The following is a 24,397-nucleotide window of genomic DNA, read 5'->3' as shown; positions in this document are numbered from 1 at the left end:
CCAGGTCACGCTCAGCAGGTCGGTCAGCAGCAACCCTTCCGGCGGCACCTCGGCCGTCAGCGCTTCCACGGCGTTCATCGGGAGCAAGGTTTTGCCGTCCGGTTCGGCCTGGCGGATTTTCGGCGGGTCGAGCGCCAGTGCCGCGCCCACACTGAAGTCCAGTGGCTGTGAATGCCGGGTGCGTTCCCCCGCCCGCTCGACGAAGTACCTCGCCCGTACGGTGCCGCCCTCGTTGCCCTTGATCAAATCGGCGTTGATGGTGAACGGCACCGGTTTACCGGCGGTGATCGAGCTCAGGGTGACGAAGTCGCTGGACAGGCCGGTTTTCGACCCCACCCACTCGCGTGTCACCGTGTCGTTGGCCAGGGTATTGAGCCAGGTGGCGGTCAGCGTGGTGCCGTTGCGGTCCGGGTCGAGAACGTTGTCGACCACACCGGCTACCGTCGGCGGCGGCAGTTCCAGGCGCGGCTCGCCAACATTGAGCAGTGCGGCATGTTCGGACTCGCGGACCGCATTGAGCGCACTGTAGTGATCCAGCTTGGCCAGCACACTGTCGTCGCTCAGCAATTGGTAATAGAGCTCCAGCGTCCCGCCTTCCAGGGGCTTGATGTGGACGCCGTCAACGGTGATGTACAGCGACTCTCCGGCGCTGATATCGCCATGGGTGATGGGGCGCAATGGCAGGTCGGGCAGGTACGGGGTGAGATCCGGCAGGGTGCCGAGCCAGAACAGTTTGATCGCCTGACCGGCCTCGAACGAGGCATCGAACGGGATTTCGATGCGCGTGTGTGGCAGGTCCGGATCGAGTGCCCCTTGCGAGGCGTCTTTGGCGATTGGCGCCTTGAGGCGCTGGAGTTCGCCGATGACGCTGATGAACTGCCCTTTGGAATGAAATTCGGCCGAGCCATCGGCTTTCTGGAGGCGGTACGACAGCACCATCTGGGTCTTGGCCAGGCGTCGCAGCAGCGCATTGTCGATCGATATTTCAAGGATGGTAGGAACGCTCTCCAGGACCTTGCCCGGCAGTTCCTGGTCGATCGGTGTCCCTTCCACCGGCGTGCCTTTGAGCTTGAGGAAGATGGTGTCGCCCACCGCGAAAAACTTTTTGTCCATGGCAATGACTTGCCCCGTGCCCTCGGCATCGCCCAGCTTGTCGAGATCCAGCACATTGTTCAGCGTTTCCTCGAGCAGTGGCGCCTCCGGGCGCGCCGCGTCGATGCTGACCACCACCCGTTGGGCGGCACTCCAGTCTTCGGAGCGGTTGTCGACCTTGTCGTAGAGTTCGAACACCACCGCCAGCCCGGTGCTGTCAGAGTCCCCCGCGTCACGGATCGTGGCCTCGTCGACATGAATGACGATAGGCGTTTTGCCGTCGGCCTGATCCTGGGTCAGGGGCGGGTTGAGCACGAAAACGCCGCCCCAGCTCAGGCGGATCACATCGCCGGGGCTAATGTCCGGGTAGAGGTCAATCCCGATGTCGACGCCATCGGCCACGTTGTCCTGATCGATGCCACCCTCGAGAATCTCGCGGGGAATGTGCATGATCAGCTTGGAGTGGCCCGGCGTGTCGTTGTCATCCTTGCCGCCGGGGCGGGTGAGTTTGACCAACACCTTCATCACTTCGGAGGGCTCGGCCGTCTGGCCCAGACGGGTCACGGCGTAGGAGACATCGACGTTGCCGGCAAGGATGTGCCGTGCCTCCACGAACATCCGCAGTTCCGTGTTGACCTCTGAAACGTCCACGGTCTTTTGCAGCACCTGATTGCCCAGGCCCCAGAAAATTGCCAGGCGGTCGCCTTGGCCCATGACCCCCCACGGGCCGGCCAGACATTGCAGGCCATGGCGCGGGAAGTTGTCCAGCACCGCCGCGATGTTCAGGCCCCAGACATCGGGGTTGCTGGAGATCGGCTCCCTGGTGCGTCCGGGAATGTCCAGCTCGCGCAGGAGGTTGATGTGGTTGTCGGGGGAACGGGACGAGGCCATGGGCGGGACTCCGGTCGAGGGAAGGGGACGGAGTGATTTAAAGCCTGAAGGGGTGGGGCTGCCTACTGTCAGATCTGACAGGTTTGGAGGGGTTTCCGATGAGTGGTAGCGAGATCTGCAGCCAGGGGGGAGGGTGATACAGACAGGGCGCGAAGGGGGTATTTCACGGTCTTTGCAGGGTCTTCTGCCGCAGTATGTAAACCGTCACCAGCACCGCACTGGTCAGCATGAAACCCCTTGCCCAGGGCTGCGCTACCAGGTAGCAGGAGAGCAGGATGCTCGCCCACATCAGGCCGATGGCGTAGACCTTGCTCTTGAGCGGGATGCCGTTACCGTCGAGGTAATCGCGAATCCAGGGGCCAAGCCGTGGATGCTCGACCAGCCATTGATAAAAGCGCGGCGAACTGCGGGCGAAGCAGGCGGCCGCCAGTAGCAGGAAAGGGGTGGTGGGCAATACCGGCAGGAAAATCCCGATCACCCCCAGCGCCACGCTCAGCCAGCCGATGGCCAGCAGCCCGTAGCGCAACATCAGAGGGCGGTTGCCTATGGGGTTGTCCATAGGCCGGATCTTAGTGGTGACGGGGCTTGAGGATCGCCGGTTTTTCGTCTGGTGCGTTGCACAGCAGGTACAGCGCGGTCAGGGCTTCCGGGATCTGCACGATCATGTCGTCCATCAGGTTGGCATCTTTGGCGATGTCTTCGAACTCCGGCTGCTCGTCGAACAGGCCCGAGCCGACCATGATCGGCAGCAGCATTTCGCTGACTTCTTCTTCGGCGCTTTCGAACCAGGCCGCTTCGCGCAGGAATACGCCTTCCATGAAACCGATGCACCAGCCGCGCAGTTCGGAGTCGTCCGGGTCGTCGCCCAGGTCGAGGTCGCACGGCAGCTCGAACTCTTCGTCGGAGGCCAGTTGGCGGGCGATGTGGGCCTTGAGGCCGATCAGCGTGGCTTCGATCTCTTCGCGCTGGGCTTCGCCGCTGTAATGCGGCTCTTCGGCGAAGAGGGCGTCGATCCACTCACGATCAGGAACGACTTCGGAACAGATCGACAGCGCGGTGAGGTAGCCGTGGGCGGCCACGTAGTCCAGCGCCTCGTCATGCAGTTCATCGGCGTCGAGGAAGACTTGCAGGCGGGTTAGTTGCTCAGCGAAGGACATTAAAGGGCTACCTTGGGGAATGTTCGATGCGGGAATTCTAGGCCTTCTTGAGCGCTTGGGCCAGCCGCACGGCATATTTGCACCGTATTCCCTGTAGGAGCGAGCCTGCTCGCGATAGCGGTGGTTCAGGCGAAGTCAATGTTGACTGTGATGGCCTCATCGCGAGCAGGCTCGCACACAGTGTTCCCACAGTTTTTTTGCACATCAGGTTTGCCGGTGTCTTATCAGCGGTGCCCTTTGCCGGACGGGGCTCGGGTATACTCGCGCGTTTTGTGATGCCCTGCTGGCGTCACGGCTGAAATGTAAAGCGTCATGCAATGCGCACTTACGATTTGTCGGTGCGGCGTTGCGGGTTCTGAGCCAGCCTTGCAGGGATGTTTCGGTGATTTTTGGAGTTTCTATGCTCGAACAGGCTCAACGCGTCCTCAAGGACATCTTCGGCTACGACAGTTTCCGTGGCCGCCAGGGTGCAATCATTGAGCGCGTGGCCAGCGGCGGCGATGCCCTGGTCCTGATGCCTACCGGCGGCGGCAAGTCCCTGTGCTTCCAGGTGCCGGCGCTGTTGCGCGAAGGCCTGGCCGTGGTGGTCTCGCCGCTGATCGCACTGATGGATGATCAGGTCGCCACCCTCGAAGAGCTGGGCGTGGCGGCGGCGGCATTGAACTCCACCCTCAGTGCCGAGCAGCAGCGCGACCTCGCCGCGCGCATCCGCCGCGGTGAAGTGAAGATGCTCTACCTGGCGCCGGAACGTCTGGTCCAGCCGCGCATGCTGTCCTTCCTGCAGGGGCTGGACATCGCCCTGTTCGCCATCGACGAAGCCCACTGCGTGTCGCAATGGGGCCACGATTTCCGTCCGGAATACCTGCAGCTGGGGCAGTTGGCGGAAATGTTCCCCGACGTGCCGCGCATCGCCCTGACCGCCACGGCCGACAAGCGCACCCGGGAAGAAATCGTCACCCGACTGCACCTGCAAGACGCCGAGCGCTTCCTGTCGAGCTTCGACCGGCCGAACATCTTTTATCGCATCGTGCCCAAGGAACAACCGCGCAAGCAGTTGCTGGCGTTCCTCGCCGAGCGCCGTAGCGATGCGGGCATCGTGTATTGCCTGTCGCGCAAGAAAGTCGAGGAAGTCGCCGCGTTCCTCAGTGAGCAAGGCTTCCCGGCGTTGCCTTACCACGCCGGGCTGCCCAACGATTTGCGGGCCTACCATCAGAAACGCTTCCTCAATGAGGAAGGCCTGATCATGGTCGCCACCGTGGCGTTTGGCATGGGCATCGACAAGCCCAACGTGCGGTTTGTCGCGCACCTCGATTTGCCGAAATCCCTTGAGGCCTATTACCAGGAAACCGGTCGCGGCGGCCGTGACGGCCTGCCGGCGGATGCCTGGATGGCCTACGGCCTGCAAGACGTGGTGATGCTCAAGCAGATGCTGCAGAACTCCGAAGGCGACGAGCGTCACAAGCGCCTGGAGCAACACAAGCTCGACGCCATGCTCTCGCTCTGTGAAGAAACCCGCTGCCGTCGGCAAACGCTGCTGGCCTACTTCGACGAAGACATGCCCGAGCCCTGCGGCCACTGCGACAACTGCGTCGACGGCGTGCAGACCTGGGATGCCACCGAGCCTGCGCGTCAGGCGCTGTCGGCGATCTATCGCACCGGTCAACGCTATGGCGTCGGGCACCTGGTGGATGTGTTGCTGGGCAAGGACAACGAAAAAGTCCGCAGCTTCGGCCATCAGCACCTGTCGGTGTATGGTGTTGGCAAGACGATGGCGGAGGGCGAATGGCGTTCGTTGTTCCGCCAGCTGGTGGCCCGTGGCCTGGCGGACATCGACCTTGAAGGCTACGGCGGCCTGCGCCTGAGCGACAGTTGCCGGCCGCTGCTCAAGGGTGAAGTGACCCTGGAGTTGCGCCGCGATCTCAAGGCGCAAACCGTGGCGAAAAGCAGCAAGAGCCAGGCGAGCCAACTGGTCCGTGGCGAGGAGCGCGAACAATGGGAAGCCTTGCGCGCCCTGCGTCGCAAACTCGCCGAAGAACATGGCGTGCCGCCGTACGTCATCTTCCCCGACTCGACCTTGCTGGAAATGCTGCGCAGCCAGCCGACCTCGCTGGCGGAAATGGCCAGGGTCAGCGGTGTCGGCGCGCGCAAGCTGGAGCGCTACGGCGAGGCCTTCCTCGAAGTGCTCGGCGGCCAGGTCGAGGCGCCGAAACCGGTGGCCGACGTGCGTCACGAACTGATCACATTGGCGCGGGCCGGGATGACGCCGGTGCAGATCGCCGGTCAGTTGCAGTGCTCGGAAAAGAACGTCTACACCATGCTGGCCGAAGCGATCGGCAAGCAGCAGTTGTCGTTGGAACAGGCGCTGGATCTGCCTGAAGATCTGATGGGTGAAGTGCAGGACGCCTTCCTCGACGGCGAAGGTGAGTTGCCGCCGGTTTCCGAGATCGCCGCGCTGTTTGCGGGCCGGGTGCCGGAAGGGGTGTTGTACTGCGTTCGGGCGGCGTTGCAGTCGGAGTTCGAGATTTGAGACATCCGTAGTGCTGATGTAACGATTCACTACAGATCAAGCCTTGCCTCAAGTCGAGGCTCATGCTTAGCTGACTAATAATTAGCTTTTATTTATTTCAGTCTGATCATGAGTGTTTTATGCCGTTAACCGATCAACACCGCTTTGGCATGCAATTGGCCCAGATGTCCCGTGGCTGGCGTGCCGAACTGGACCGCCGACTGGCGGGCATGGGCTTGTCCCAGGCGCGCTGGCTGGTGCTGCTGCACCTGGCCCGTTTCGAAGAAGCACCGACCCAGCGTGAGCTGGCACAAAGCGTTGGCGTTGAAGGCCCGACCCTGGCCCGTTTGCTCGACAGTCTGGAAAGCCAGGGCCTGGTGCAACGCCAGGCAGTGCTGGAAGACCGTCGGGCGAAGAAAATCGTGCTCTGCGCCCCGGCGCGTCCCCTGATCGAACAAATTGAAACCATTGCCACGCAACTGCGTCACGAACTGTTCGAAGGCGTCGATGAGGCGGATTTGAAGGTGTGCATGCGGGTTCACGGGCACATCCTGGGCAATCTTGAAAAGTCTTGAGGCATAACCGAACGCCAGGTTTTTGAGATAGCGCATTGGGCAAACTATAAGAACTACTCGGCCATATCGTGTTCGTAACGGATGTACGAACGCGTACGTGTAGTTTCTGTAGATCTCAAGGATGCTCATGCTCAAGTGTTGGCGATTGGTTTTACGCGGTGGTTCTCAGTGGTTGCTGGCTGGGGCCGCTGTCACTTACTCGGCATGGGCGCCTGCGCTGGGCCTGGGTGAAATCACCCTGCATTCGGCGCTGAATCAACCGCTGCGTGCCGACATCGCACTGGTGGATGCCGCTGGCGTGGAGGAAAACCAGCTGTCGGTGAGCCTGGCAACGGCGGACGAGTTCAGCCGTGCCGGGGTCGACCGGGCATTTTTCCTCAACAACCTGACGTTCACCCCGGTGCTGCGTGGTAATCGCAGCGTGATCCAGGTGACCTCCGGCAAGCCGGTCAGTGAACCCTTCCTGAATTTCCTCGTGCAACTCAATCAGCCTAATGGGCGATTGCTGCGTGAGTACACGGTACTCATCGATCCGCCGGGTTCCCCAAGTGTTGTTCCGGCCGCCGATGAACCGGTTTCGAGTTCCTCTACGTCAGCATTCCCCCGTGTTCAACCGGTCGTGGCACCGTCACCCGTGGCCAAGACGCTGCCCGAAACGGACGTCGCCGTGGTTGATCCCGCGGTCGAGCAACTGGCCGCCAGCACCCTGCAAAACCATCAGTTGCAAACCACGGTCGATGAGCTCAGCGCGAAGCTACAAGGCCAGGATGAGCTGATCGCCGACCAGAAAAAACAGTTGGCTGAACTGCAAACACAACTGGCGGAACTCAAAAGGGTAAAGGCGCAACCCATTGCATCCGACGTGGCGGCGCCAGCCCCCGCCATTGCTGAAAACCCCGGGATTGGCTGGTTGCCGATTGCCGGCGTGATGGCGTTGCTGGCGCTGGGCTGGTTTGTTCGCCGTCGACACCAGCAGTATCAGGCCGCAGCTTCAGAGGCGCTGCCGTCGCAGCCTGAACCGTTGGCGGAGCTTTTTACCGAGCCTGTGACGTGGCCCACCGTCAGGCAACCAGTCGTGGTGCCGGCCAACGATGAGCTGGAGTGGGCCGACAGCAGTCGTTCCACCTCGGTCGCTGCTGCCGTGGCGGTGGTTCCGGGTCTGGCGATAACCGGGGAATCCACCACTGACGATGAGTACCGGCTCAACCTGGATGAGCTATCCATGGCGTCGAATTGGGACGTGATCAGCCCAGGCGGGAACCCGCAGCCGGCTGCTCTGGCCGTGATCGAGCCTGGGTTCGAGTTGGAAGCGCAATTCGCTCCGCCGTCTCGACAGCCTCCGGTCGGGCTATCATAGCGGTGTCGTCAAACTCTGGAGTCACGTTCCATCATGGCCGTCAGCAAACCGGAAATCGTCATCACTTATTGCACGCAATGCCAGTGGCTGTTGCGTGCGGCCTGGCTGGCCCAGGAACTGCTCAGCACCTTTGGTGATGATTTGGGCAAAGTCTCCCTGGTGCCGGGCACCGGCGGGGTCTTTCATATCTACTGTGACGCCGTACAGATCTGGGAGCGCAAGGCCGACGGTGGCTTCCCCGAGGCCAAAGTGCTCAAGCAGCGGGTCCGCGACCAGATCGACCCGGACCGCGACCTGGGGCACAACGACCGCACTCAGTGAGACGCGGCCTCGGCTGCAATGGCTGTCTTGCTTGAACCGCTCGCGAACCGGCTGGACACCACAATTGCCACAATGATCAGCACGCCCCCCAGCAACATGCGCAGGGTCGGGTTTTCGTTGAACAGCAGCCACGCGACGGTGATGCCGTAGACCGGCTCCAGGGCAAACACCACGGCGGCGGTGCGTGCCTTGATCACCGCGAGGCTGGCGACGAACAGGCTGTGGGCGACACCGGTGCAGAACACACCAAGCAGGCCGATCCACAGCCAGTCGATGGCACGCACTTCGCTCAATTGAGGCGCCGCCACCGGCAGCAGGCACAGGGCAACCACCACGTTCTGGCACAGCGCCGCCTGTACCGGCGGGACTCGCCCGGAACTGGCACGGTTGGTCAGTGACAGCAAGGCGAACAACAACCCGGAACCCACGGCCCACAGCAGGCCGGTGGTGGCGCCACTGGCCAGGTCAAAATCGGGTGTGACCAACACCAGGCCGACACTCACCAGCAGCACCAGCACAATTTCATTGGCGCGAATGCGCTCGCGGAAGATCAGCCCTTCGAGGATCACGGTAAAGGCCGGGAAACTGGCGAAGCCGAGCGTCGCAATCGCCACGCCTGCGACTTTCACCGCAATGAAGAAGCTCACCCAGTGCCCGGCCAGCAACAAGCCGCTGAGCAGCAGCCGACGCCAGTCCACCGCTTCGAGTTTCTGCCAGCGTGTCTGGCTGGCGAACCGTGCAAAGAACGCCAGTGCGAGCACGGCAAACGCGGCACGGCCGAATACGATAATCGCCGGGGACGCGGCAGCCAGTTTGCCGAATACGCCGGTCAGGCCGAACATCAATGCGCCGATATGCAAGGCGCCAAGGGCGGTACGGGGAGTCATTGCAATCCTTAACGACAAACGAACAGAGGCCTCATTGAAGCGCGTATTGGCTCATCAAGTCTGTCGGCAAACTCGCGTTATTTGTCGCCAGCCTCGCGCCGCAGTTTTCCGGGTGATGCCCCGAACTCGCGCAGCACCGCCGCCGCGAAGGCACTCTGGGAGCTGTAGCCGACGCGGCTGGCAACCTCGCCGATGGGCAGCGCCGAGCTACGCAGCAAGCCCGCCGCGATGTGCAGGCGTCGGCTGCGGATGTAATCCATCGGCGTCTGCCCGCATTCGGCCATGAACCGTGCATGCAAACGGGCACTGGAGAGGCCCGCGACCCGGGCCAGGTCGGCCACTTGCAACGGGTACGCCGCGTACTGATCGATGTGTGCATTCAGCGCCGCATAGGGCAGGCGCCGACCGCCGACGGCCTCTGGCCTGGTATTGTTGAGACTGGCCAGCAACAGCACCGCGCCTTGTTGAGCGATCAGCGGATCATCCACCGGACTGTTCGCCAGCCAACTGACCAATTGGCTTTGCCCGGCGTCCAGGGGCAGGCGCCCGGCGTTGTCGAGCAGGCGTCGGCTGGGCTCGGCGTGATCGCCCAACGACTGGGCGACCCATTGTTCGCCGGGGACATCCAGCACCAGGCAGCGGCTGCCATTGGCGCTGCCACAGGCGTGATGCGCTCCGGAGGGCACCACCACGAAGCTCTGCTGGACCACCTGGCTGCCACGGCCGTCGACCTCGAAATCCAGCGCGCCCGAAAGCCCGAACACCAGTTGCGCGTGTTCGTGGCTATGGACGATCAGGTCATGGCTGTATTGGCGAAGCGTGAGGATCGGTCTCATCGCGGGTCTCCCGGTTCAGGGCATCAGTCTACACCGAGCGGGCCAACAAGCGCTGTCACAGGACTGACTTGGTGCTGTCATGGACCATTAACCGGCTCGAGGCAGACTTGGCAAAACTTGCCAGAGGGTTGCCCATGACCAGCGCCGAGCTCGCCAAACCCACCCGTAAGCAACGCGTACGGACTTTATGGATTTCCGATGTGCATTTGGGCACCCGGGATTGCCAGGCTGAACACCTGTCGCAGTTTCTCAAGGGCTACCACGCAGACAAGATCTACCTGGTGGGCGACATCATCGACGGCTGGAAACTGCGCGGCGGCATGTACTGGCCGCAAGCGCACACCAACGTCATCCGCCGCCTGCTGACCATGAGCAAGCGTGGCACCGAGGTGATCTATGTCACCGGCAACCACGACGAATTCCTGCGCCGCTATTCGAAACTGATCCTGGGAAACATCCAGTTGGTCGACGAAGCCGTGCACGTCACCGCCGACGGCCGGCATCTGCTGGTGATCCATGGCGACCAGTTCGATGTGATCACCCGTTACCACCGCTGGCTGGCGTTTCTCGGTGACTCGGCCTACGAATTCACCCTGACCCTCAACCGCTGGCTCAATCATTGGCGCGCGCGATATGGCTACGGCTACTGGTCGCTGTCGGCCTACCTCAAGCACAAGGTGAAAACCGCGGTCAGCTTCATCAGCGACTTCGAAGAAGCCATCGCCCATGAATGCGTCAAGCGCGAACTGCACGGGGTGGTGTGCGGGCACATTCACCATGCCGAGATTCGCAAGGTCGGCGAGGTGGACTACCTCAATTGCGGCGACTGGGTGGAATCGTGCACCGCGCTGATCGAGCACTGGGATGGTTCGATCGAGCTGTACCGGTTGGCGGATGCCCAGGCGCGCGAGGCGCAGTTGAAGGCGGCCGGGGTTGCAGAGTTGGCCTGATGATCAATGTGCCTGTGCGGGCCTCATCGCGAGCAGGCTCGCTCCTACAGTTGATTTTTGCTGAATACAGAATCTGCTCGCGCCGCAAAACCCTGTAGGAGCGAGCTTGCTCGCGATGGACCGCGAAGCGGTCCCGCTGGATCTGTCAGGCTGGCGAATGCTCCTGCATCGCCGCCTTGTAGATCGAATTTCTGGGGTGCGCAAACAGGCGCTCCATCATCGGTTCGAAAAAGCTCAATGGCAGCGTGTCGTACGCCGGGTCAAACGCCGCCGCATCGTACCTGGCGCAGAACTCGACGGTCGCCTGGTACTGCGGATGGTCCTGGAATTGCTCGCGCAGATGCCGGTCCATGCCCAGGTGATGGAAGAAGTAGTAGCCCTGGAAAATCCCGTGCTTTTCCACCATCCACAAGTTCTCGGTGCTGACGAACGGCTTGAGGATCGCCGCCGCGATGTCCGGGTGATTGTAGGAGCCCAGGGTGTCGCCGATATCATGGAGCAGGGCGCAGACCACGTACTCTTCATCGCGGCCATCGCGCCAGGCGCGGGTGGCGGTTTGCAGGGAGTGGGTCAGGCGATCCACCGGGAAGCCGCCAAAATCACCCTCCAGCAGTTTCAGGTGCGCCACGATCCTTGTCGGCAATTGTCGGGCGTACGCGCTGAAGTCCGCGGCGATGATCGCCCAGTCTTCCTGTGTGCCGTCCTTCATGTGGGTGAAGCGGGCATTGGCATTCATGGGCAACTCTCTTGTGACGGGTGTCAGCTAGAACGGTACGCGCCCCAGGATCATGTCCCGGTACATGACGAAATCGCCGAGCAGGCTATAGATGGGATGTTGGAACGTTGCCGGGCGGTTCTTTTCGAAGAAAAAATGTCCGACCCAGGCAAAGCTGTAGCCTGCCAGCGGCAGGGTCCACAACAGCATCCAGGCTCCGCGACCAATGGTCAGCGTCAGAATCAAGATAACCAGGGTGGTGCCGATAAAGTGTAAACGGCGACAGGTACTGTTGCTGTGCTCACTGAGGTAGTAAGGATAGAACTCAGCGAAGCTGTTGAATCGTTTGACGTTTTCCACGACAGCGATCTCTGTGGTTATTGTTCTTGCTGCAAGTTGTTCTGCGGCTAGCCTATTTGAGTCTAGAGTGATCAAAGGCATCAGCCAGTGACAATAGGCGCCACTTTAGTATCCTTCGGTCAATAGCCGTAGCATTCGGCCACCATGTAAGAAAACGCCATGAGCGAACGAACGACTTCTGCAAGCTGGGCGATGGGGATTGTCAAAGCGCTGGAGATGGACGGCCTGGATTGCCGGGTTCTGTTCAAGCAGCTGGGACTCGACTACGCGGCACTGGATGATCTCGACGCACGCTTCACGCAAGACTCCATGACACGGCTGTGGCAGCGCGCGGTCGAGCTGTCCGGCAATCCGGCCATCGGCCTGAACATGGGCAAGGTGGTGCGACCGGCGCAGTTTCATGTGGCCGGTTACGCCTTGATGTCCAGCCGGACCCTGGCCGAAGGATTTCAGCGTCTGGTGCGTTATCAGCGGATCATCGCCGAAAGTGCCGACCTGAGCTTCCAACTACTGGAAGAAGGTTACGCGCTGATTCTGACGGTCCATGGCGATCATCTGCCGCCGACCCGGCAAAGCGCCGAAGCTTCGCTGGCCTGTGCCCTGGGGCTGTGCGGCTGGTTGACCGGGCGTACGTTGCAACCACGCAAAGTGTTGTTGCAAGGCGCCGAGCCGGCCAACCTGGAACCCTATAAACAAGCCTTCCATGCACCGCTGGTGTTCAACGCGCCTTTCGATGCGCTGATTTTCGAACGCGCCGATATGGAAGCGCCGCTGCCGACGGCCAACGAAGCCATGGCGTTGCTGCATGACCGCTTTGCCGGCGAGTACCTGGCGCGTTTTTCCGAAAGCCGCGTGACCCACAAGGCGCGGCAGGTGTTGTGTCGCCTGCTACCCCAAGGCGAACCCAAGCGCGACACCGTGGCGCAGACGCTGCATCTGTCCCAGCGCACCTTGCAACGGCGTTTGCAGGAAGAAGGCACGAGTTTTCAGGCACTGCTGGACGATACCCGGCGCGAACTGGCCGAGCAGTATTTGGCGCAACCGACCATGACCTTGCTGGAAATTGCCTACTTGCTGGGGTTTGCCGATCCGAGCAACTTCTTCCGTGCTTTCCGCCGCTGGTTCGATGCCACACCCGGCGAGTACCGGATGCGGCTGATGCAATCAGCTGAAGCGATCAATGACGCCAAAATGCCGGAATACAAAGCACAAACACCGTAATGATCTCCAGTCGGCCCAGCAGCATGCCGAACGAGAGAATCCACTTGGCGGCATCCGGCAGGGTGGCGAAGTTGCCCGCCGGGCCGATGGTTTCGCCGAGCCCCGGGCCTACACCGGACACGGTACTGGCCGCGCCGGTGAGGGCGGTCATCCAGTCCACGCCGAGCAGCGACAGCAGCAGTGCAATCACGCAGATGGTGATTGCGAAGAAAAATGAAAAGGTCAGGATCGACCGCACGATTTCTTCGTCGAGGCGGTGACCGTTGTACTTCTGCTTGATCACCGCCCGCGGGTGAATCAGCTGGTTAAGGTTGGCCTTGAGCAGGATATAGGCCACCTGGAAGCGGAAAATCTTGATACCGCCCGCGGTCGAGCCGGAGCAACCGCCGACAAACCCCAGGTAGAAGAATAGCATCAGCGAGAAATTGCCCCACAGGCTGTAGTCCCCCAGTGCAAAACCGGTGGTGGTCACTACCGACGTCACGTTCAGCGCCACATGCCGCAACGCCTCCAGCCAATGCAGCTGGGTCGTCCACCAATACCAGGTGCCGAGCACCAGCCAGGTCACCAGCAGCATGCCGAGCAGGCCTTGAACCTGTTCGTCCTTGATCAGCGCCCGACGGTTACCACGCAACATGGCGACATACAGGGTGAACGGCAGGGCACCGAGAATCATGATGACGATCGCGACCCAGTGCACCGCCGGTTGCGGCCACTTGGCCAAAGACTGGTCGGAGGTGGAGAAACCGCCGGTGGAAATCGCCGACATCGCATGGTTGATGGCGTCGAACAGGCTCATCCCGGCCCACCAGAACGCCAGGCTGCCGACAATGGTAATGCCGACGTAGGCCGCCACAATCAAACGCGCCACCATGTGCGAGCGGGGCATGACCTTTTCCGAGCGGTCCGACGATTCGGTCTGGAACAGCCGCATGCCACCGATGCGCAACAGCGGCAGGATCGCCACCGCCATACCGATAAAACCGATGCCGCCGATCCAGTGCAGCAACGAGCGCCACATCAGGATGCCGGGGGACATGGTGTCCAGGCCATTGAGTACGGTTGCGCCAGTGGCGGTGATGCCGGACATGCTTTCGAAAAATGAATCGGTGTAGCTGATGTGCTGGGTCAGCAGGAACGGTAGCGCGGCGAAGATGCACACCACCAGCCAACTGCTGACGGTCAGCAGGTACATGTCCCGGGGGCGCAGGTGAATGTGTTCGGGGCGCCCCGGAATCACCAGCGCCAGACCGGCGACAAAGGTGATCATACTCGCCCAGAGGAACGACGGCAGATCGCTGGTGCGCTCGAAAATGACCAGCGTGGCCATGGGCACGACCATGGAGATCGCCAGCGTGATCAGGAAGATGCCGATGATGAAACCAATGATCCGTAAGGTCGGCAACGCCATGAGGTCCGCTCGGCTGATAGTGGAAAGGGCGCCATTCTACCTGCGGGGCAGGGCATGTAAACCGGCACTGTCGCGGCAGTTACCGCTAGAATAGCCGCACAAATTTTTCAGGAGGTGGCCGATGCAGGCTCTCGACGCTTTGCTCAACCGTGTTTCCGTTCCACGACTGATTGACCCTGCACCCACTGCCGAGCAGCGCGAGGTGCTGTTTGGCGCTGCCATGCGCGCTCCGGATCACGGTCACTTGCAGCCTTGGCGTTTCCTGACGGTGGAAGGCGCGGCGCGTGAGCAGATGGGCGAATTGCTGGCCGAAGCGGCGAAGTTGCAAGACAGCGAAGTCGGCGAAGCGGCCCTCGACAAGGCGCGCAATGGTCCGTTGCGGGCCCCCTTGGTGGTGGTCGTGATTGCTCGCGTGCAGGATCACGCCAAATATCCGAAGTCCGAGCAGTTGCTGGCGGCGGGTTGTGCGGCACACGGGATATTGCTCGCGGCCTATGCCCAGGGCATTGGTGCGGTGTGGCGTACCGGTGACCTGGCTTACTCGGCCCATGTGGCCAAGGGCTTGGGTTTGGCTGAGGGGGAAGAGGTGATTGCCTTCCTGTATCTGGGCACGCCGCAGAAAGAGCCGCGAGTGGCCGAGAAAGTCGATCTCGCAGAATTCGTCAGCGCCTGGCCGGGTAGACCGTAAACCCTGTAGGAGCGAGCTTGCTCGCGAAGGCGTCGGTCCATCCAGTATTGAGTTGGCTGGCACACCGCTTTCGCGAGCAGGCTCGCTCCTACAGTAGATCCGGGTGGTTCTGAGCCGGCTCAGGGCTGTACGACAGCCCCCGGCACCAACGGCAACTCCAGGCTGGCAATGAACCCGCCTTCCGGGTGATTGGCCAGCACCAGGCTGCCGCCATGTCGCTCCGCCGCGCGGCGGGCGATGGCCAGGCCCAGGCCGTGTCCGGCTGCTGTCTGCCCCGGTGCCCGATAGAACGGCTCACCGAGCTGGTTCAAATATTCGGCACTGACCCCCGGCCCGTGATCGCGCACGGTCACGACGATCCGCTCACCCTGACGCAGCGCCTGCATTTCGATCGGCAGGCCACCCACCGGATTGAAACGCTGGGCGTTGCGCAGCAAATTGTCCACGGCCCGTTCAATCATGGTCGGCCAGCCCTTCAGATTCAGCTGCGACTCGGCTTCGAGGTGGACCAGTTGCTCGGGTGAACCGAGTTGCGCATCCTTTTGCAGGCTATTGAGCAAGGCGTTCAGGTCCACCTCTTCGGCACTGGCGTTATCGGAGTCGACCCGCGCCAATACCAGGATTTCGCTGATCAGTGCTTCCAGTCGGTCGCACTCGCGGGTCAGGCGCGGCCACAGCTGTTCCCGTTCCGGCGGGGTGGCCCGTTCGGCCAGTGCCAGCGCGATACGCAGGCGGGCGAGGGGCGAACGCAGTTCGTGGGACACATCCCGCAGCAGTTGTCGCTGACTGCCAATCAGGCTTTGCAGGCGCGCGCCCATGCGGTTGAAGTCGTTGGCCAGGACGCCGAACTCATCGCGACGGTTGGCCAGTTTGACCAGGCTGTTCTGTTGATAGGTGGTTTGTCCAAGGTCATGCACCGCTCCGCGCAGACGGCTGAGCGGGCGAGTGATGGAATAGGTCACCAGCAGGCTGAACAGTGTCAGCACCACCAGGGCGATTCCCAGGGCACTGAGCGGCCAAAGCAGGCTCTCGCGGTGCCAGGCGTTCAGTTCCGGATGCGGGATGCGGTAGATGAACAGGTAGGTGTCACCGGTTTTTTCGCTGGTGAACTCATCGGTCAGACGCCGCCATGGCAGGCGCCGGTCATCCTTGTTCTGGCGCGCCTCAAAGGCCGCCGCACGTTTGGGGAAGGTGCCGCGCACCACCGGATCGCCGCTTTCGTTAAGCACCTGAACGTCGATGTGATACTGGCGTTTGCGTTGCTGGAGAATGTCCTGGGCGGCGTCTTCGCCCTGGCTTTCGTAGGTTTGCGTCCACTCTTCGGCCAGTGTGTTGAGGCCCGGGTGGCGGCTGAGAATCCAGGCGTCCTGGTTGAGCATGTGCCCGAGCAGGATGGAAAGCCCTGCAACCAGAGCGATGGCCAGCCAGAAGCTGGCCAGGATACGCCAGAACAATGAACGCACGGAAAATCCTCAAACGATCACAAATCCATGTGGGAGCGAGCCTGCTCGCGATAGCGTCGGCACATTCAACATCGATGTGACTGACAGAACGCCATCGCGAGCAGGCTCGCTCCCACAGTGAGTAGTGTGGTGCCAGACCCAGCGGTGAAAAACCGTTGGGTCCGGGGTCAGCGCATTATTGCGCCTTTTGCGGTTGTTGCGCTTTCCAGGCCTTGAACTCCGCCCACTCGGCGCGACGTTCAGCCTGTTTTTTCTGGATCTCGTCGAATTTCTTCTGTTGATCCGGTTTCAGCACTGCGCGCACGTCAGCTTCGGCTTTCTTGTGGTTGGCCGCCATCTCGTCTTTCATGGCTTTCTGGTCGGCTGGCGAGAGCTTCTCCAGGTACTTGTCGACCAGTTGCTTACGCTCGTGCATCTGCTCGCCCATGATCTTGCGGATCTGCTCGCGCTGTTCGCGACTCAGGTCCAGTTCACTGTACGGGCCTTTGCCGTGCATGCCGTGCATCTGACCGCCGTGGCGCGAACCGTCCATCGACCCATCCATGGGGCCCGCGCCTTCAGGCATGGCCATGGCAACGGTCGGCAGGGCGGCAGCGAACATCAGAGCGATAAGAGTCTTGCGCATGGTGTATCTCCTTGTCTCGTTCCCGGTACGTTCCGGATGAGTGAAGATTACGCAGATCAAGGTCAGCGGCGGTCAGCGGAGGGTAAAGCTTTGGTAAACATGATTTTCGGCTGACCTGACAAAACCTACAGGCTGTAGTAGTAGCCGCGGCTGCGCAGGGCAACGATGCGCGGTCGGCCATCGGGGTGTGGGCCGATCTTCTTGCGCAGGTTGCTGACGTGCATGTCCAGGCTGCGGTCGTACAGGGTCAGCTTGCGGCCGAGGGCGATCTGCGCCAGCTCCTGTTTGTCCAGGGGCTGGCCGGGTTGCTTGAGCAAGGCTTCGAGCAGGCGGCTTTCGGAGACGGTGAGGGTGAATTCCTGTTCATCGATGCTGACCACGCCGCGCACCGGGCTGAAACACAGGTCGCCCAGTTCGATCTGGCTGGACACCGCCGCCGGGTGGCTGCGACGCAGGACTGCGCGCAGGCGGGCTGTCAGTTCCCGTGGGTCGCAGGGTTTGGCCAGGTAATCGTCGGCGCCGAGTTCCAGGCCGAGGATGCGGTCGAGGGGTTCGCCCCGGGCCGAGAGCATCAGCACCGGCAAATCCGGGTGGTCACTGCGCAATTGCTTGAGCAGTTCCAGGCCGCTGCCGTCGGGCAACATCACATCCAGCACCACGGCCGCCGGGGCGGTTTCGGCCAGCGCGCGGCGTGCGCTCTGGCCGTCGTGACAGGCACGTACCTGAAACCCTTCCTGGCTCAGCCAACTGCTCAGGAGCTCACACAGCTCCTGGTCATCATCAATAAGTAACAGCTCGCTCATGACTCACTCAATTTAGCCATTGTCGACGTTTTCGACTTGCTCCACTGGCGAAGATACCGCAGAGCAGAGCCAATAGCGCTACCCCGGCGCCAATGACGAACCATTGTTGCTGGTCGGTCAGCAGGCGCGGCAGGGGACTGCTGGCCTGGGCTTCCTTGAGTTGCAGCTTCAATCGCTGGTTCTCCTGGCGCAACCGGGCCAGTAGCGGGCTTTCGCGTTCGCCATCGGCCGTTTGCAATTGCTTGTTCAGTTCTTCCCGTTGCCGTTCGCTTTCTTTCAAGCGTTGCTGCAGCTCGGTGATCTGGCCGCCGGCGCTCAAGGAGAGCGGCGTCGAGTTGCCACCCTCGGCGGATTCTTCACCGTGGGCGGGCGCCCCGATCGACAACGTGACCAACATCAGGCACAACGGACCCTTGCGCATGGCGACTCCTGGTTCCAATACGAGTATTGGTGAAGTTGTCGGCTGGCAAACGAGAATAATGAGCGATTGAGAGCGCGATGAACCGATATGGTTCACCGCGTGGGGGCAAATGCGAGTAGAAAGTTACGGCAGGACTTGCTTGAACGGCTTGACCAGAACGTTGGCGTAGACGCCCGCGGCGATGTACGGATCGGCGTCGGCCCAGGCCTGGGCGGCGCTCAGGGAGTCGAAATCGGCGACGATCAGACTGCCGGTGAAACCCGCCGCGCCCGGATCATTGCTGTCGATTGCCGGGTGCGGGCCGGCCAATACGATGCGACCTTCGCCCTTGAGCACTTGCAGGCGCTCCAGGTGTGCAGGCCGGGCGGCCAGGCGGGCTTCCAGGGAGTTGGCGACGTCTGTGGCAATGATTGCGTAAAGCATGTCAGTCCTCGGTTTTTGGCGTTGTGGTGTCGGCATCGTGCAGATGGCGGGACAGGTAGATGCCCTGGCCGACCAGGAACAGCAAAGTCATGCCCAGGCTGCCGAAGACCTTGAAGTCGACCCAGTAGCTCTGGAAGGTGAACGCGACAAACAGGTTGGCGGCACCGCAAAACAGGAAGAAGGCGATCCAGGCGATGTTCAGGCGTGTCCAGACCGGCTCCGGCAGGGTCAGCGCGTGGCCCATGATGCGTTTGATCAGCAGGCTGTCACCGACGAAGTGGCTGCCGATGAACGCCAGGGCGAACAGCCAGTTGACCACCGGGGCTTTCCATTTCAGGAACGTTTCGCTGTGGAACGCCAGCGTCAGGCTGCCGAACACCAGGCAGGCGATCAGGGTCAGCCACTGGCTCTTCTCCAGCTTGCGCTGCTTGACGAACAGTGTGCCGTAGACCACCAGGGAGCTGACGATCAGCATCGCGGTGGCGCTGTAAATACCGCCTACAGTGATCTGATGACCGGCGATGTCGACGACCCGTGGGTCGATTTTGAAGACGATGAAAAACAGCAGGAGCGGGATGAAATCGATGAATTGTTTCACAGTGGCAGCCAGAAGCAGGATGTGGCGGCATAATAACAAACATATGGGCGCGCGATAGCGCCAGCTGATTTGAGGTTACAAAGCCCTGTGAATGTTGATTTGCACTGCCATAGCACGGCCTCCGATGGCGCCCTGGCGCCTGCGGTTCTGGTGGCGCGGGCGTTCGAGAAAGGCGTGCGAGTCCTGGCCTTGACCGATCACGACACCCTCGAAGGCCTCGACGAGGCCCGGCACGCGGCTACCGCGCTGGGGATGCAACTGGTCAACGGCGTCGAATTGTCCTGCACCTGGGGCGGCGCAACCATTCATGTCCTGGGCTACGGTTTTGACGTGAACGCCGCGCCGTTGGTCGAGGCCATCGCCAGATTGCATGATGGCCGCTGGCTACGCTCCGAGGAAATCAGCCGCAAACTGGCGCTCAAAGGCATGCCGGGGGCGCTGGAGGGCGCCCGGGAGATCCAGCAGGAACTGGGCGACAGCGCAAACGCACCGGCCCGCCCGCATTTCGCCGACTGGATGGTGCGAGAAGGTTTCGTCAAGGACCGCGCCGAGGCGTTCCGCAAATGGCTGGGCGCCGGCAAGCTGGGCGACGTCAAGCAACACTGGCCAACCCTGGAGGAAACCGTCGAAACCCTGCGCGCGGCCAAGGCCTGGGTCAGCCTGGCACACCCATGGCACTATGAATTCACCCGCAGCAAGCGTCGTCGTCTGATTGCCGACTATATTCAAGCAGGGGGCCACGCCATCGAAGTGGTCAATGGTTACCAGCCTGCCGAGCAAGTGGGCAGCCTGGCCATTCTGGCCCGTGAGTTTGGTCTGCTGGTCAGTGCCGGCAGTGATTTTCATGGCCCAGGAGGCTGGTCGGAAATCGGTGAATACCGGCCACTCCCGGAGGATCTGCCACCGCTATGGTGTCGATTCAAACATGACCCAGTTATTGCCGCCGTCTGAACAGGTAGAGAATGTGAGTCAATTTTTCCAGATTCATCCGGAAAACCCGCAAGCGCGCCTGATCAAACAGGCAGTCGAAATCATCCGCAAGGGCGGGGTGGTGATTTATCCCACGGACTCTTCCTACGCCATAGGTTGCCAGATCGGCGACAAGGTGGCCGTGGAACGCGTTCGGCGCCTGCGACAGCTCGATGAAAAGCACAATTTCGCGCTGATCTGCAGCGACCTGTCGCAACTGGGCCTGTTCGCCAAGATCGACACCGGCACGTTCCGCATTCTCAAGGCTCATCTGCCGGGGCCGTATACCTTCATCCTCAACGCCACCCGCGAAGTGCCGCGGCTGTTGTTGCACCCGAAGAAACGCACCATCGGCCTGCGCGTGCCGAGCCACCCCATTGCCCTGGCGTTGCTGGCTGAACTGGGGGAGCCTTTGATGAGCGTGACCCTGATCATGCCAGGCGATGAAGATCCGTTGAGCGACCCGTACGAAATGCGCCAGTTGCTCGAACACCAGGTCGATCTGATCATCGACGGCGGTTTCGGCGGGATCAAGGCGTCCACCGTGATCAGCCTCGCCGACGGCGAGCCGGAAGTCATTCGCGTCGGTTGCGGCGACCCTGCGCCGTTCATGGTCGAGGCCTAGATGTCCGCAGTAGAACCCGTCGACAGTCAGGCCGGAGCCCAGCAGGAACTGCCCTTCGCCATGGTCTATGGCCAGGCGGTCATGGAAATGCCCCTGGACCTGTACATCCCGCCGGATGCCCTCGAGGTCTTTCTCGAGGCGTTCGAAGGCCCGCTCGACCTGCTGCTGTACCTGATCCGCAAACAGAACATCAACATCCTCGACATCCCGGTGGCGGAAATCACTCGCCAGTACATGGGCTACGTCGAGTTGATGCAGTCGGTACGCCTGGAGCTGGCCGCCGAGTACCTGGTAATGGCCGCGATGCTGGCCGAGATCAAGTCGCGGATGCTGCTGCCACGGGCCGAAACCGTCGAAGACGAAGAGGAAGACCCGCGCGCCGAACTGATCCGCCGCTTGCAGGAATACGAGCGCTTCAAGGCTGCCGCCGAAGGCATCGACGGCCTGAGTCGCGTTGGCCGTGATGTGGTGGTGCCCAAGCTTGACGCTCCGGAAGCCCGGGCGCGCAAGCTGCTGCCAGACGTGCGCTTGTCAGAGCTGCTGTTGTCCATGGCCGAGGTCTTGCGCCGTGGCGACATGTTCGAAAGCCATCAGGTCAGCCGCGAGGCACTGTCGACCCGCGAGCGCATGAGCGATGTGCTGGAACGCCTCAAAGGCGGCGGTTTCGTGCCGTTTGTCGAGCTGTTCACCGCTGAAGAAGGGCGCCTTGGGGTGGTGGTGACCTTCATGGCGATCCTTGAATTGGTCAAGGAGTCGCTGGTCGAGCTGGTGCAGAATGAGCCATTTGCCGCGATCCACGTGCGAGCCCGAGCCGAATAACGAGTCGAAACATGAACCTGACTGAACCCCGCGATCTGGCACCCCTGCTTGAAGCCTTTCTGTTGGCCTCGGGAAAGCCGCAATCTTTGGAAAGCCTGTTTGAACTCTTCGAGGAAGGCGAGCGGCCGGAACCGCAGGTCTTCAAGAAGGCCCTGACGATTCTCGCCAAGTCGTGCGATGGCCGCGCGTTTGAACTCAAGGAAGTGGCCTCGGGGTATCGCCTGCAGATTCGCGAGAAGTTTGCGCCGTGGGTCGGACGTCTGTGGGAAGAGCGCCCGCAGCGTTACTCCCGGGCCATGCTGGAAACCATGGCCCTGATCGCCTATCGCCAGCCGATCACCCGTGGCGAAATCGAAGACGTACGGGGCGTGGCGGTCAACAGCAACATCGTCAAGACCTTGATGGAGCGCGAGTGGATCCGCATCGTCGGCTACCGCGACGTGCCCGGCAAACCGGCGATGTTCGCCACCACCAAGGCGTTCCTCGATCACTTCAACCTGAAGAACCTCGATGACCTGCCGCCGCTGGCGGAACTGCGTGAGCTGGAACCGGATCCGGTGCTCGATTTCGACGACGCCCCCGTACCCGCCGGGCTGCAAGAGCTGGCCGACGCCAGCGCCGAGCCGGAAGAGCCGAAAGAAGAGACCAGTTTCCACACGCTGTTGCTGGAACTGGACAGCATGGAAGAGGGGATCAAGACCGATTTCGACGATTTGCTGCGTGATGGTGCGGCACCTGAGTTCGATCCGGAACAGTCGGTTATCGAACCAGAAATCGAAGCGGCACAGCCCGAGCCTGAGCCGGACGGCGAGCCAGAACCCGAAATCGAGCCGGAGCAGGACGACGACATCCTCGGCGTTGCCGAAGCCCGGGAAAAACTCCTGGCCGCCGTTGCGGCCCTCGAACAGCCGAAACCCGAGCCGGAACTGTCGGACGAAGAGGCCGAAGCTCGGGCCCTTGCCGAAGCCATCGAAGCAGAACGCCGCCAATTCGAAGACTGATACGATTCTCATGAACAATGGAGATTCACTGTGGGAGCGAGCCTGCTCGCGATGGCGGCAGGTCAGTCACTTCGATGTTGGATGTGCCACCGTCATCGCGAGCAGGCTCGCTCCCACAAGGTTTGTGTCCATAAGCAAGCTGTGTGTCACCGGCCAGCGGAAAAACAAATAACCTTGCCTTGATCAGCTAGTCTCTGATGCGCAAACGCCCTCATGCGCGTATGATTCGCGACCCTTCGGCGATCCCTTCGCCCAAGTACCCAGTTTTCAGACCACACCGGGAGGTGCCCAGATGAGTATCAAAGACCAGCAAGACGACCAGCCAATCGGCCCAGCAGGCGAAAAACTGCAGAAAGTCCTCGCCCGAATCGGCGTCGGCTCGCGCCGTGACGTGGAAGCCTGGATCAGCCACGGCCGCATCAAGGTCAACGGCAAAGACGCCACCCTTGGTCAGCGCGTCGACATGCACGACGCCATCACCATCGATGGCAAGGTGATCAAGCGCGAAGAGGCCGCCGAGTCGGTGCGCCGCGTGATCATGTACAACAAGCCGGACGGTGAGATCTGCACCCGTGTCGACCCTGAAGGTCGCCCAACGGTGTTCGACAAGATGCCGCGCCCTAAAGAGGGTCGCTGGATCAACATCGGTCGCCTGGACATCAACACCACCGGTCTGCTGATGTTCACCACCGACGGTGAGCTGGCCAACCGCCTGATGCACCCTTCTTACGAAATGGACCGTGAATACGCGGTGCGTGTGCGTGGCGAAGTCGATGACGAGATGATCGAGCGTCTGAAGGCTGGCGTGGTCCTTGAAGATGGCCCGGCGAAGTTCACCGACATCAAGCAGGCGCCAGGCGGTGAAGGTTTCAACCACTGGTACCACTGCGTGGTGATGGAAGGCCGTAACCGCGAAGTTCGTCGCTTGTGGGAATCCCAGGGCCTGGTGGTCAGCCGTCTGAAGCGCGTGCGTTTCGGCCCGGTGTTCCTCAACTCCGACCTGCCGATGGGCCGCTGGCGCGAAATGAGCCAGTACGAAGTCGACATCCTGAGTGCCGAGGTCGGTTTGACGCCGGTCGCGATGCCGCAGATGAACGCCAAGAGCAAGGACAAGCTTGACCGGATGCAGCGCAAGTCGTCGCGTCCGATGGCCAAGACCGAGCGTGTGCGTACCCTGCGTCCAGCCACTGGTGCAGCTTCGGCACCTGCCGCGCCGCGTGCCAACCGCGAGCCACAGATCGAAGGCGAGCGTCCAGGGCGCAAGCCAGCTGCCCGTCAGGACGGCGAGCGCGGTCCGCGCACGCCACGTCCGGCCAATGGCCGTACCGAGCGTGGCGAAGGTCGTGGTACGCCGGTAGCCGATCGCCCGGCCGACACCAAGCGTCCGGCCAAGCCTGCGCCGAAGCGTCCGGGGATCAAACTGGTCGACGGCGACACGCCATCGGGCAAGCGCCGTGGCGCACCGGCCGGTTCCGGCCAGCGTCCGGGCTTTGGTCGTCGCAAGCCGGAATAATCGGCTGAGCGCTTCATGAAAAACGCCAACCTTCGGGTTGGCGTTTTTTTTGGGCCTGGCTTTATGTCTGTGTTGTTTTTGAGGCCGCCTTCGCGAGCAGGCTCGCTCCCACAAGGGATCGCATTTCTGCAAAACAAGCCGCTCTCCTGTGGGAGCGAGCCTGCTCGCGA

25 protein-coding genes and 1 pseudogene are annotated in these 24,397 nt (G+C 61.7%); 12 read left to right on the top strand and 14 right to left on the bottom strand.

The features are described 5' to 3' along the window. The 3 genes and pseudogenes from BSF44_RS23265 to BSF44_RS23255 form a co-directional block, all read right to left on the bottom strand. Positions 1-1,983: pseudogene (locus BSF44_RS23265) on the bottom strand (hypothetical protein); the annotation flags it as partial. A 163-nt stretch (positions 1,984-2,146) separates the two neighbouring features. After that, positions 2,147-2,542, bottom strand: a complete 396-nt coding sequence (locus BSF44_RS23260; protein ID WP_095945493.1) for a YbaN family protein — start codon at positions 2,540-2,542, stop codon at positions 2,147-2,149. A gap of 10 nt (positions 2,543-2,552) precedes the next feature. Further along, positions 2,553-3,140, bottom strand: coding sequence for a YecA family protein (locus BSF44_RS23255; RefSeq protein WP_008051200.1), 588 nt, complete (start codon positions 3,138-3,140; stop codon positions 2,553-2,555). A gap of 400 nt (positions 3,141-3,540) precedes the next feature. On the opposite strand from BSF44_RS23255, the gene recQ reads away from it, so the two are divergent. From recQ to BSF44_RS23235, 4 genes are all read left to right on the top strand, one after another. Continuing rightward, positions 3,541-5,667: a DNA helicase RecQ gene (gene recQ, locus BSF44_RS23250; protein ID WP_095945492.1), complete on the top strand. Its 2,127-nt coding sequence runs from the start codon at positions 3,541-3,543 to the stop codon at positions 5,665-5,667. A 119-nt stretch (positions 5,668-5,786) separates the two neighbouring features. Next, the gene (locus BSF44_RS23245; protein WP_007984163.1) at positions 5,787-6,221 is read left to right on the top strand and encodes a MarR family transcriptional regulator; all 435 of its coding nucleotides are present in this window, start codon (positions 5,787-5,789) and stop codon (positions 6,219-6,221) included. Positions 6,222-6,348: 127 nt separating this feature from the next. Further along, positions 6,349-7,578: a FimV family protein gene (locus BSF44_RS23240; protein WP_095945491.1), complete on the top strand. Its 1,230-nt coding sequence runs from the start codon at positions 6,349-6,351 to the stop codon at positions 7,576-7,578. A 33-nt stretch (positions 7,579-7,611) separates the two neighbouring features. Beyond that, complete coding sequence (locus BSF44_RS23235) at positions 7,612-7,899, top strand: SelT/SelW/SelH family protein (protein ID WP_095945490.1); 288 nt, start codon at positions 7,612-7,614, stop codon at positions 7,897-7,899. Here BSF44_RS23235 and BSF44_RS23230 read toward each other — a convergent pair. Together BSF44_RS23230 and BSF44_RS23225 are read right to left on the bottom strand one after the other, a co-directional pair. Further along, positions 7,893-8,786 carry a DMT family transporter gene (locus tag BSF44_RS23230; RefSeq protein WP_095945489.1) on the bottom strand — a complete coding sequence of 298 codons (894 nt, stop codon included), beginning with the start codon at positions 8,784-8,786 and terminating at the stop codon, positions 7,893-7,895. The genes BSF44_RS23235 and BSF44_RS23230 overlap by 7 nt on opposite strands. A 77-nt stretch (positions 8,787-8,863) precedes the next feature. Continuing rightward, complete coding sequence (locus BSF44_RS23225; protein WP_095945488.1) at positions 8,864-9,622, bottom strand: AraC family transcriptional regulator; 759 nt, start codon at positions 9,620-9,622, stop codon at positions 8,864-8,866. A gap of 134 nt (positions 9,623-9,756) precedes the next feature. Here BSF44_RS23225 and BSF44_RS23220 point away from each other — a divergent pair, with 134 nt between their 5' ends. Next, a complete protein-coding gene (locus tag BSF44_RS23220; protein WP_095945487.1) occupies positions 9,757-10,572 on the top strand; it encodes a UDP-2,3-diacylglucosamine diphosphatase in 816 nt (271 codons plus the stop codon). 145 nt (positions 10,573-10,717) lie between these two features. Here the strand turns inward: BSF44_RS23220 and BSF44_RS23215 are convergent, their stop codons facing one another. Together BSF44_RS23215 and BSF44_RS23210 are read right to left on the bottom strand one after the other, a co-directional pair. Beyond that, the gene (locus BSF44_RS23215; RefSeq protein WP_095945486.1) at positions 10,718-11,308 is read right to left on the bottom strand and encodes an HD domain-containing protein; all 591 of its coding nucleotides are present in this window, start codon (positions 11,306-11,308) and stop codon (positions 10,718-10,720) included. Between the two features lie 27 nt (positions 11,309-11,335). Then, positions 11,336-11,647, bottom strand: coding sequence for a DUF962 domain-containing protein (locus BSF44_RS23210; protein WP_095945485.1), 312 nt, complete (start codon positions 11,645-11,647; stop codon positions 11,336-11,338). A 159-nt stretch (positions 11,648-11,806) separates the two neighbouring features. Here BSF44_RS23210 and BSF44_RS23205 point away from each other — a divergent pair, with 159 nt between their 5' ends. Next, positions 11,807-12,868, top strand: coding sequence for an AraC family transcriptional regulator (locus tag BSF44_RS23205; protein ID WP_095945484.1), 1,062 nt, complete (start codon positions 11,807-11,809; stop codon positions 12,866-12,868). Here the strand turns inward: BSF44_RS23205 and BSF44_RS23200 are convergent. Further along, on the bottom strand, positions 12,825-14,279 hold the full coding sequence (locus tag BSF44_RS23200) for a TrkH family potassium uptake protein (protein ID WP_095945483.1): 1,455 nt from the start codon (positions 14,277-14,279) through the stop codon (positions 12,825-12,827). The genes BSF44_RS23205 and BSF44_RS23200 overlap by 44 nt on opposite strands. Before the next feature lie 121 nt (positions 14,280-14,400). On the opposite strand from BSF44_RS23200, the gene BSF44_RS23195 reads away from it, so the two are divergent. Beyond that, positions 14,401-14,967, top strand: a complete 567-nt coding sequence (locus BSF44_RS23195) for an NAD(P)H nitroreductase (protein ID WP_095945482.1) — start codon at positions 14,401-14,403, stop codon at positions 14,965-14,967. A 119-nt stretch (positions 14,968-15,086) separates the two neighbouring features. Here BSF44_RS23195 and BSF44_RS23190 read toward each other — a convergent pair whose 3' ends face one another. From BSF44_RS23190 to BSF44_RS23165, 6 genes are all read right to left on the bottom strand, one after another. Then, a complete protein-coding gene (locus BSF44_RS23190; protein ID WP_095945481.1) occupies positions 15,087-16,430 on the bottom strand; it encodes a HAMP domain-containing sensor histidine kinase in 1,344 nt (447 codons plus the stop codon). 175 nt (positions 16,431-16,605) lie between these two features. Beyond that, positions 16,606-17,055, bottom strand: coding sequence for a Spy/CpxP family protein refolding chaperone (locus BSF44_RS23185; protein ID WP_095945480.1), 450 nt, complete (start codon positions 17,053-17,055; stop codon positions 16,606-16,608). Between the two features lie 125 nt (positions 17,056-17,180). Next, entirely contained in the window at positions 17,181-17,858 is a 678-nt protein-coding gene (locus BSF44_RS23180; protein WP_095945479.1) for a response regulator transcription factor, read from the bottom strand. 7 nt (positions 17,859-17,865) lie between these two features. Continuing rightward, on the bottom strand, positions 17,866-18,279 hold the full coding sequence (locus BSF44_RS23175; RefSeq protein WP_095945478.1) for a translation initiation factor 2: 414 nt from the start codon (positions 18,277-18,279) through the stop codon (positions 17,866-17,868). A 123-nt stretch (positions 18,280-18,402) separates the two neighbouring features. Continuing rightward, the gene (locus BSF44_RS23170) at positions 18,403-18,702 is read right to left on the bottom strand and encodes a YciI family protein (protein ID WP_095945477.1); all 300 of its coding nucleotides are present in this window, start codon (positions 18,700-18,702) and stop codon (positions 18,403-18,405) included. Between the two features lies 1 nt (position 18,703). After that, positions 18,704-19,300 (bottom strand): septation protein A, encoded by a 597-nt coding sequence (locus BSF44_RS23165; RefSeq protein ID WP_095945476.1) that lies wholly within the window; start codon positions 19,298-19,300, stop codon positions 18,704-18,706. Between the two features lie 87 nt (positions 19,301-19,387). On the opposite strand from BSF44_RS23165, the gene BSF44_RS23160 reads away from it, so the two are divergent. The 5 genes from BSF44_RS23160 to rluB all read left to right on the top strand — a co-directional run bounded on the left by BSF44_RS23160 (position 19,388) and on the right by rluB (position 24,227). After that, positions 19,388-20,251, top strand: coding sequence for a PHP domain-containing protein (locus BSF44_RS23160; RefSeq protein WP_095945475.1), 864 nt, complete (start codon positions 19,388-19,390; stop codon positions 20,249-20,251). Positions 20,252-20,264: 13 nt separating this feature from the next. Then, entirely contained in the window at positions 20,265-20,894 is a 630-nt protein-coding gene (locus BSF44_RS23155) for an L-threonylcarbamoyladenylate synthase (RefSeq protein WP_095945494.1), read from the top strand. A 60-nt stretch (positions 20,895-20,954) separates the two neighbouring features. Further along, entirely contained in the window at positions 20,955-21,713 is a 759-nt protein-coding gene (locus BSF44_RS23150) for a ScpA family protein (protein ID WP_172435389.1), read from the top strand. Between the two features lie 11 nt (positions 21,714-21,724). Beyond that, entirely contained in the window at positions 21,725-22,714 is a 990-nt protein-coding gene (scpB, locus tag BSF44_RS23145; protein WP_095945474.1) for an SMC-Scp complex subunit ScpB, read from the top strand. Between the two features lie 292 nt (positions 22,715-23,006). Then, a complete protein-coding gene (gene rluB / locus BSF44_RS23140) occupies positions 23,007-24,227 on the top strand; it encodes a 23S rRNA pseudouridine(2605) synthase RluB (protein WP_095945473.1) in 1,221 nt (406 codons plus the stop codon). Positions 24,228-24,397 lie beyond the last annotated feature (170 nt).

The sequence above is a fragment of the Pseudomonas sp. ACN8 genome (assembly GCF_002303925.1).
Taxonomy (GTDB): domain Bacteria; phylum Pseudomonadota; class Gammaproteobacteria; order Pseudomonadales; family Pseudomonadaceae; genus Aquipseudomonas.
Note: the sequence above shows the minus strand (reverse complement) of the source record. Positions and strands in the feature narration are given on the sequence as shown.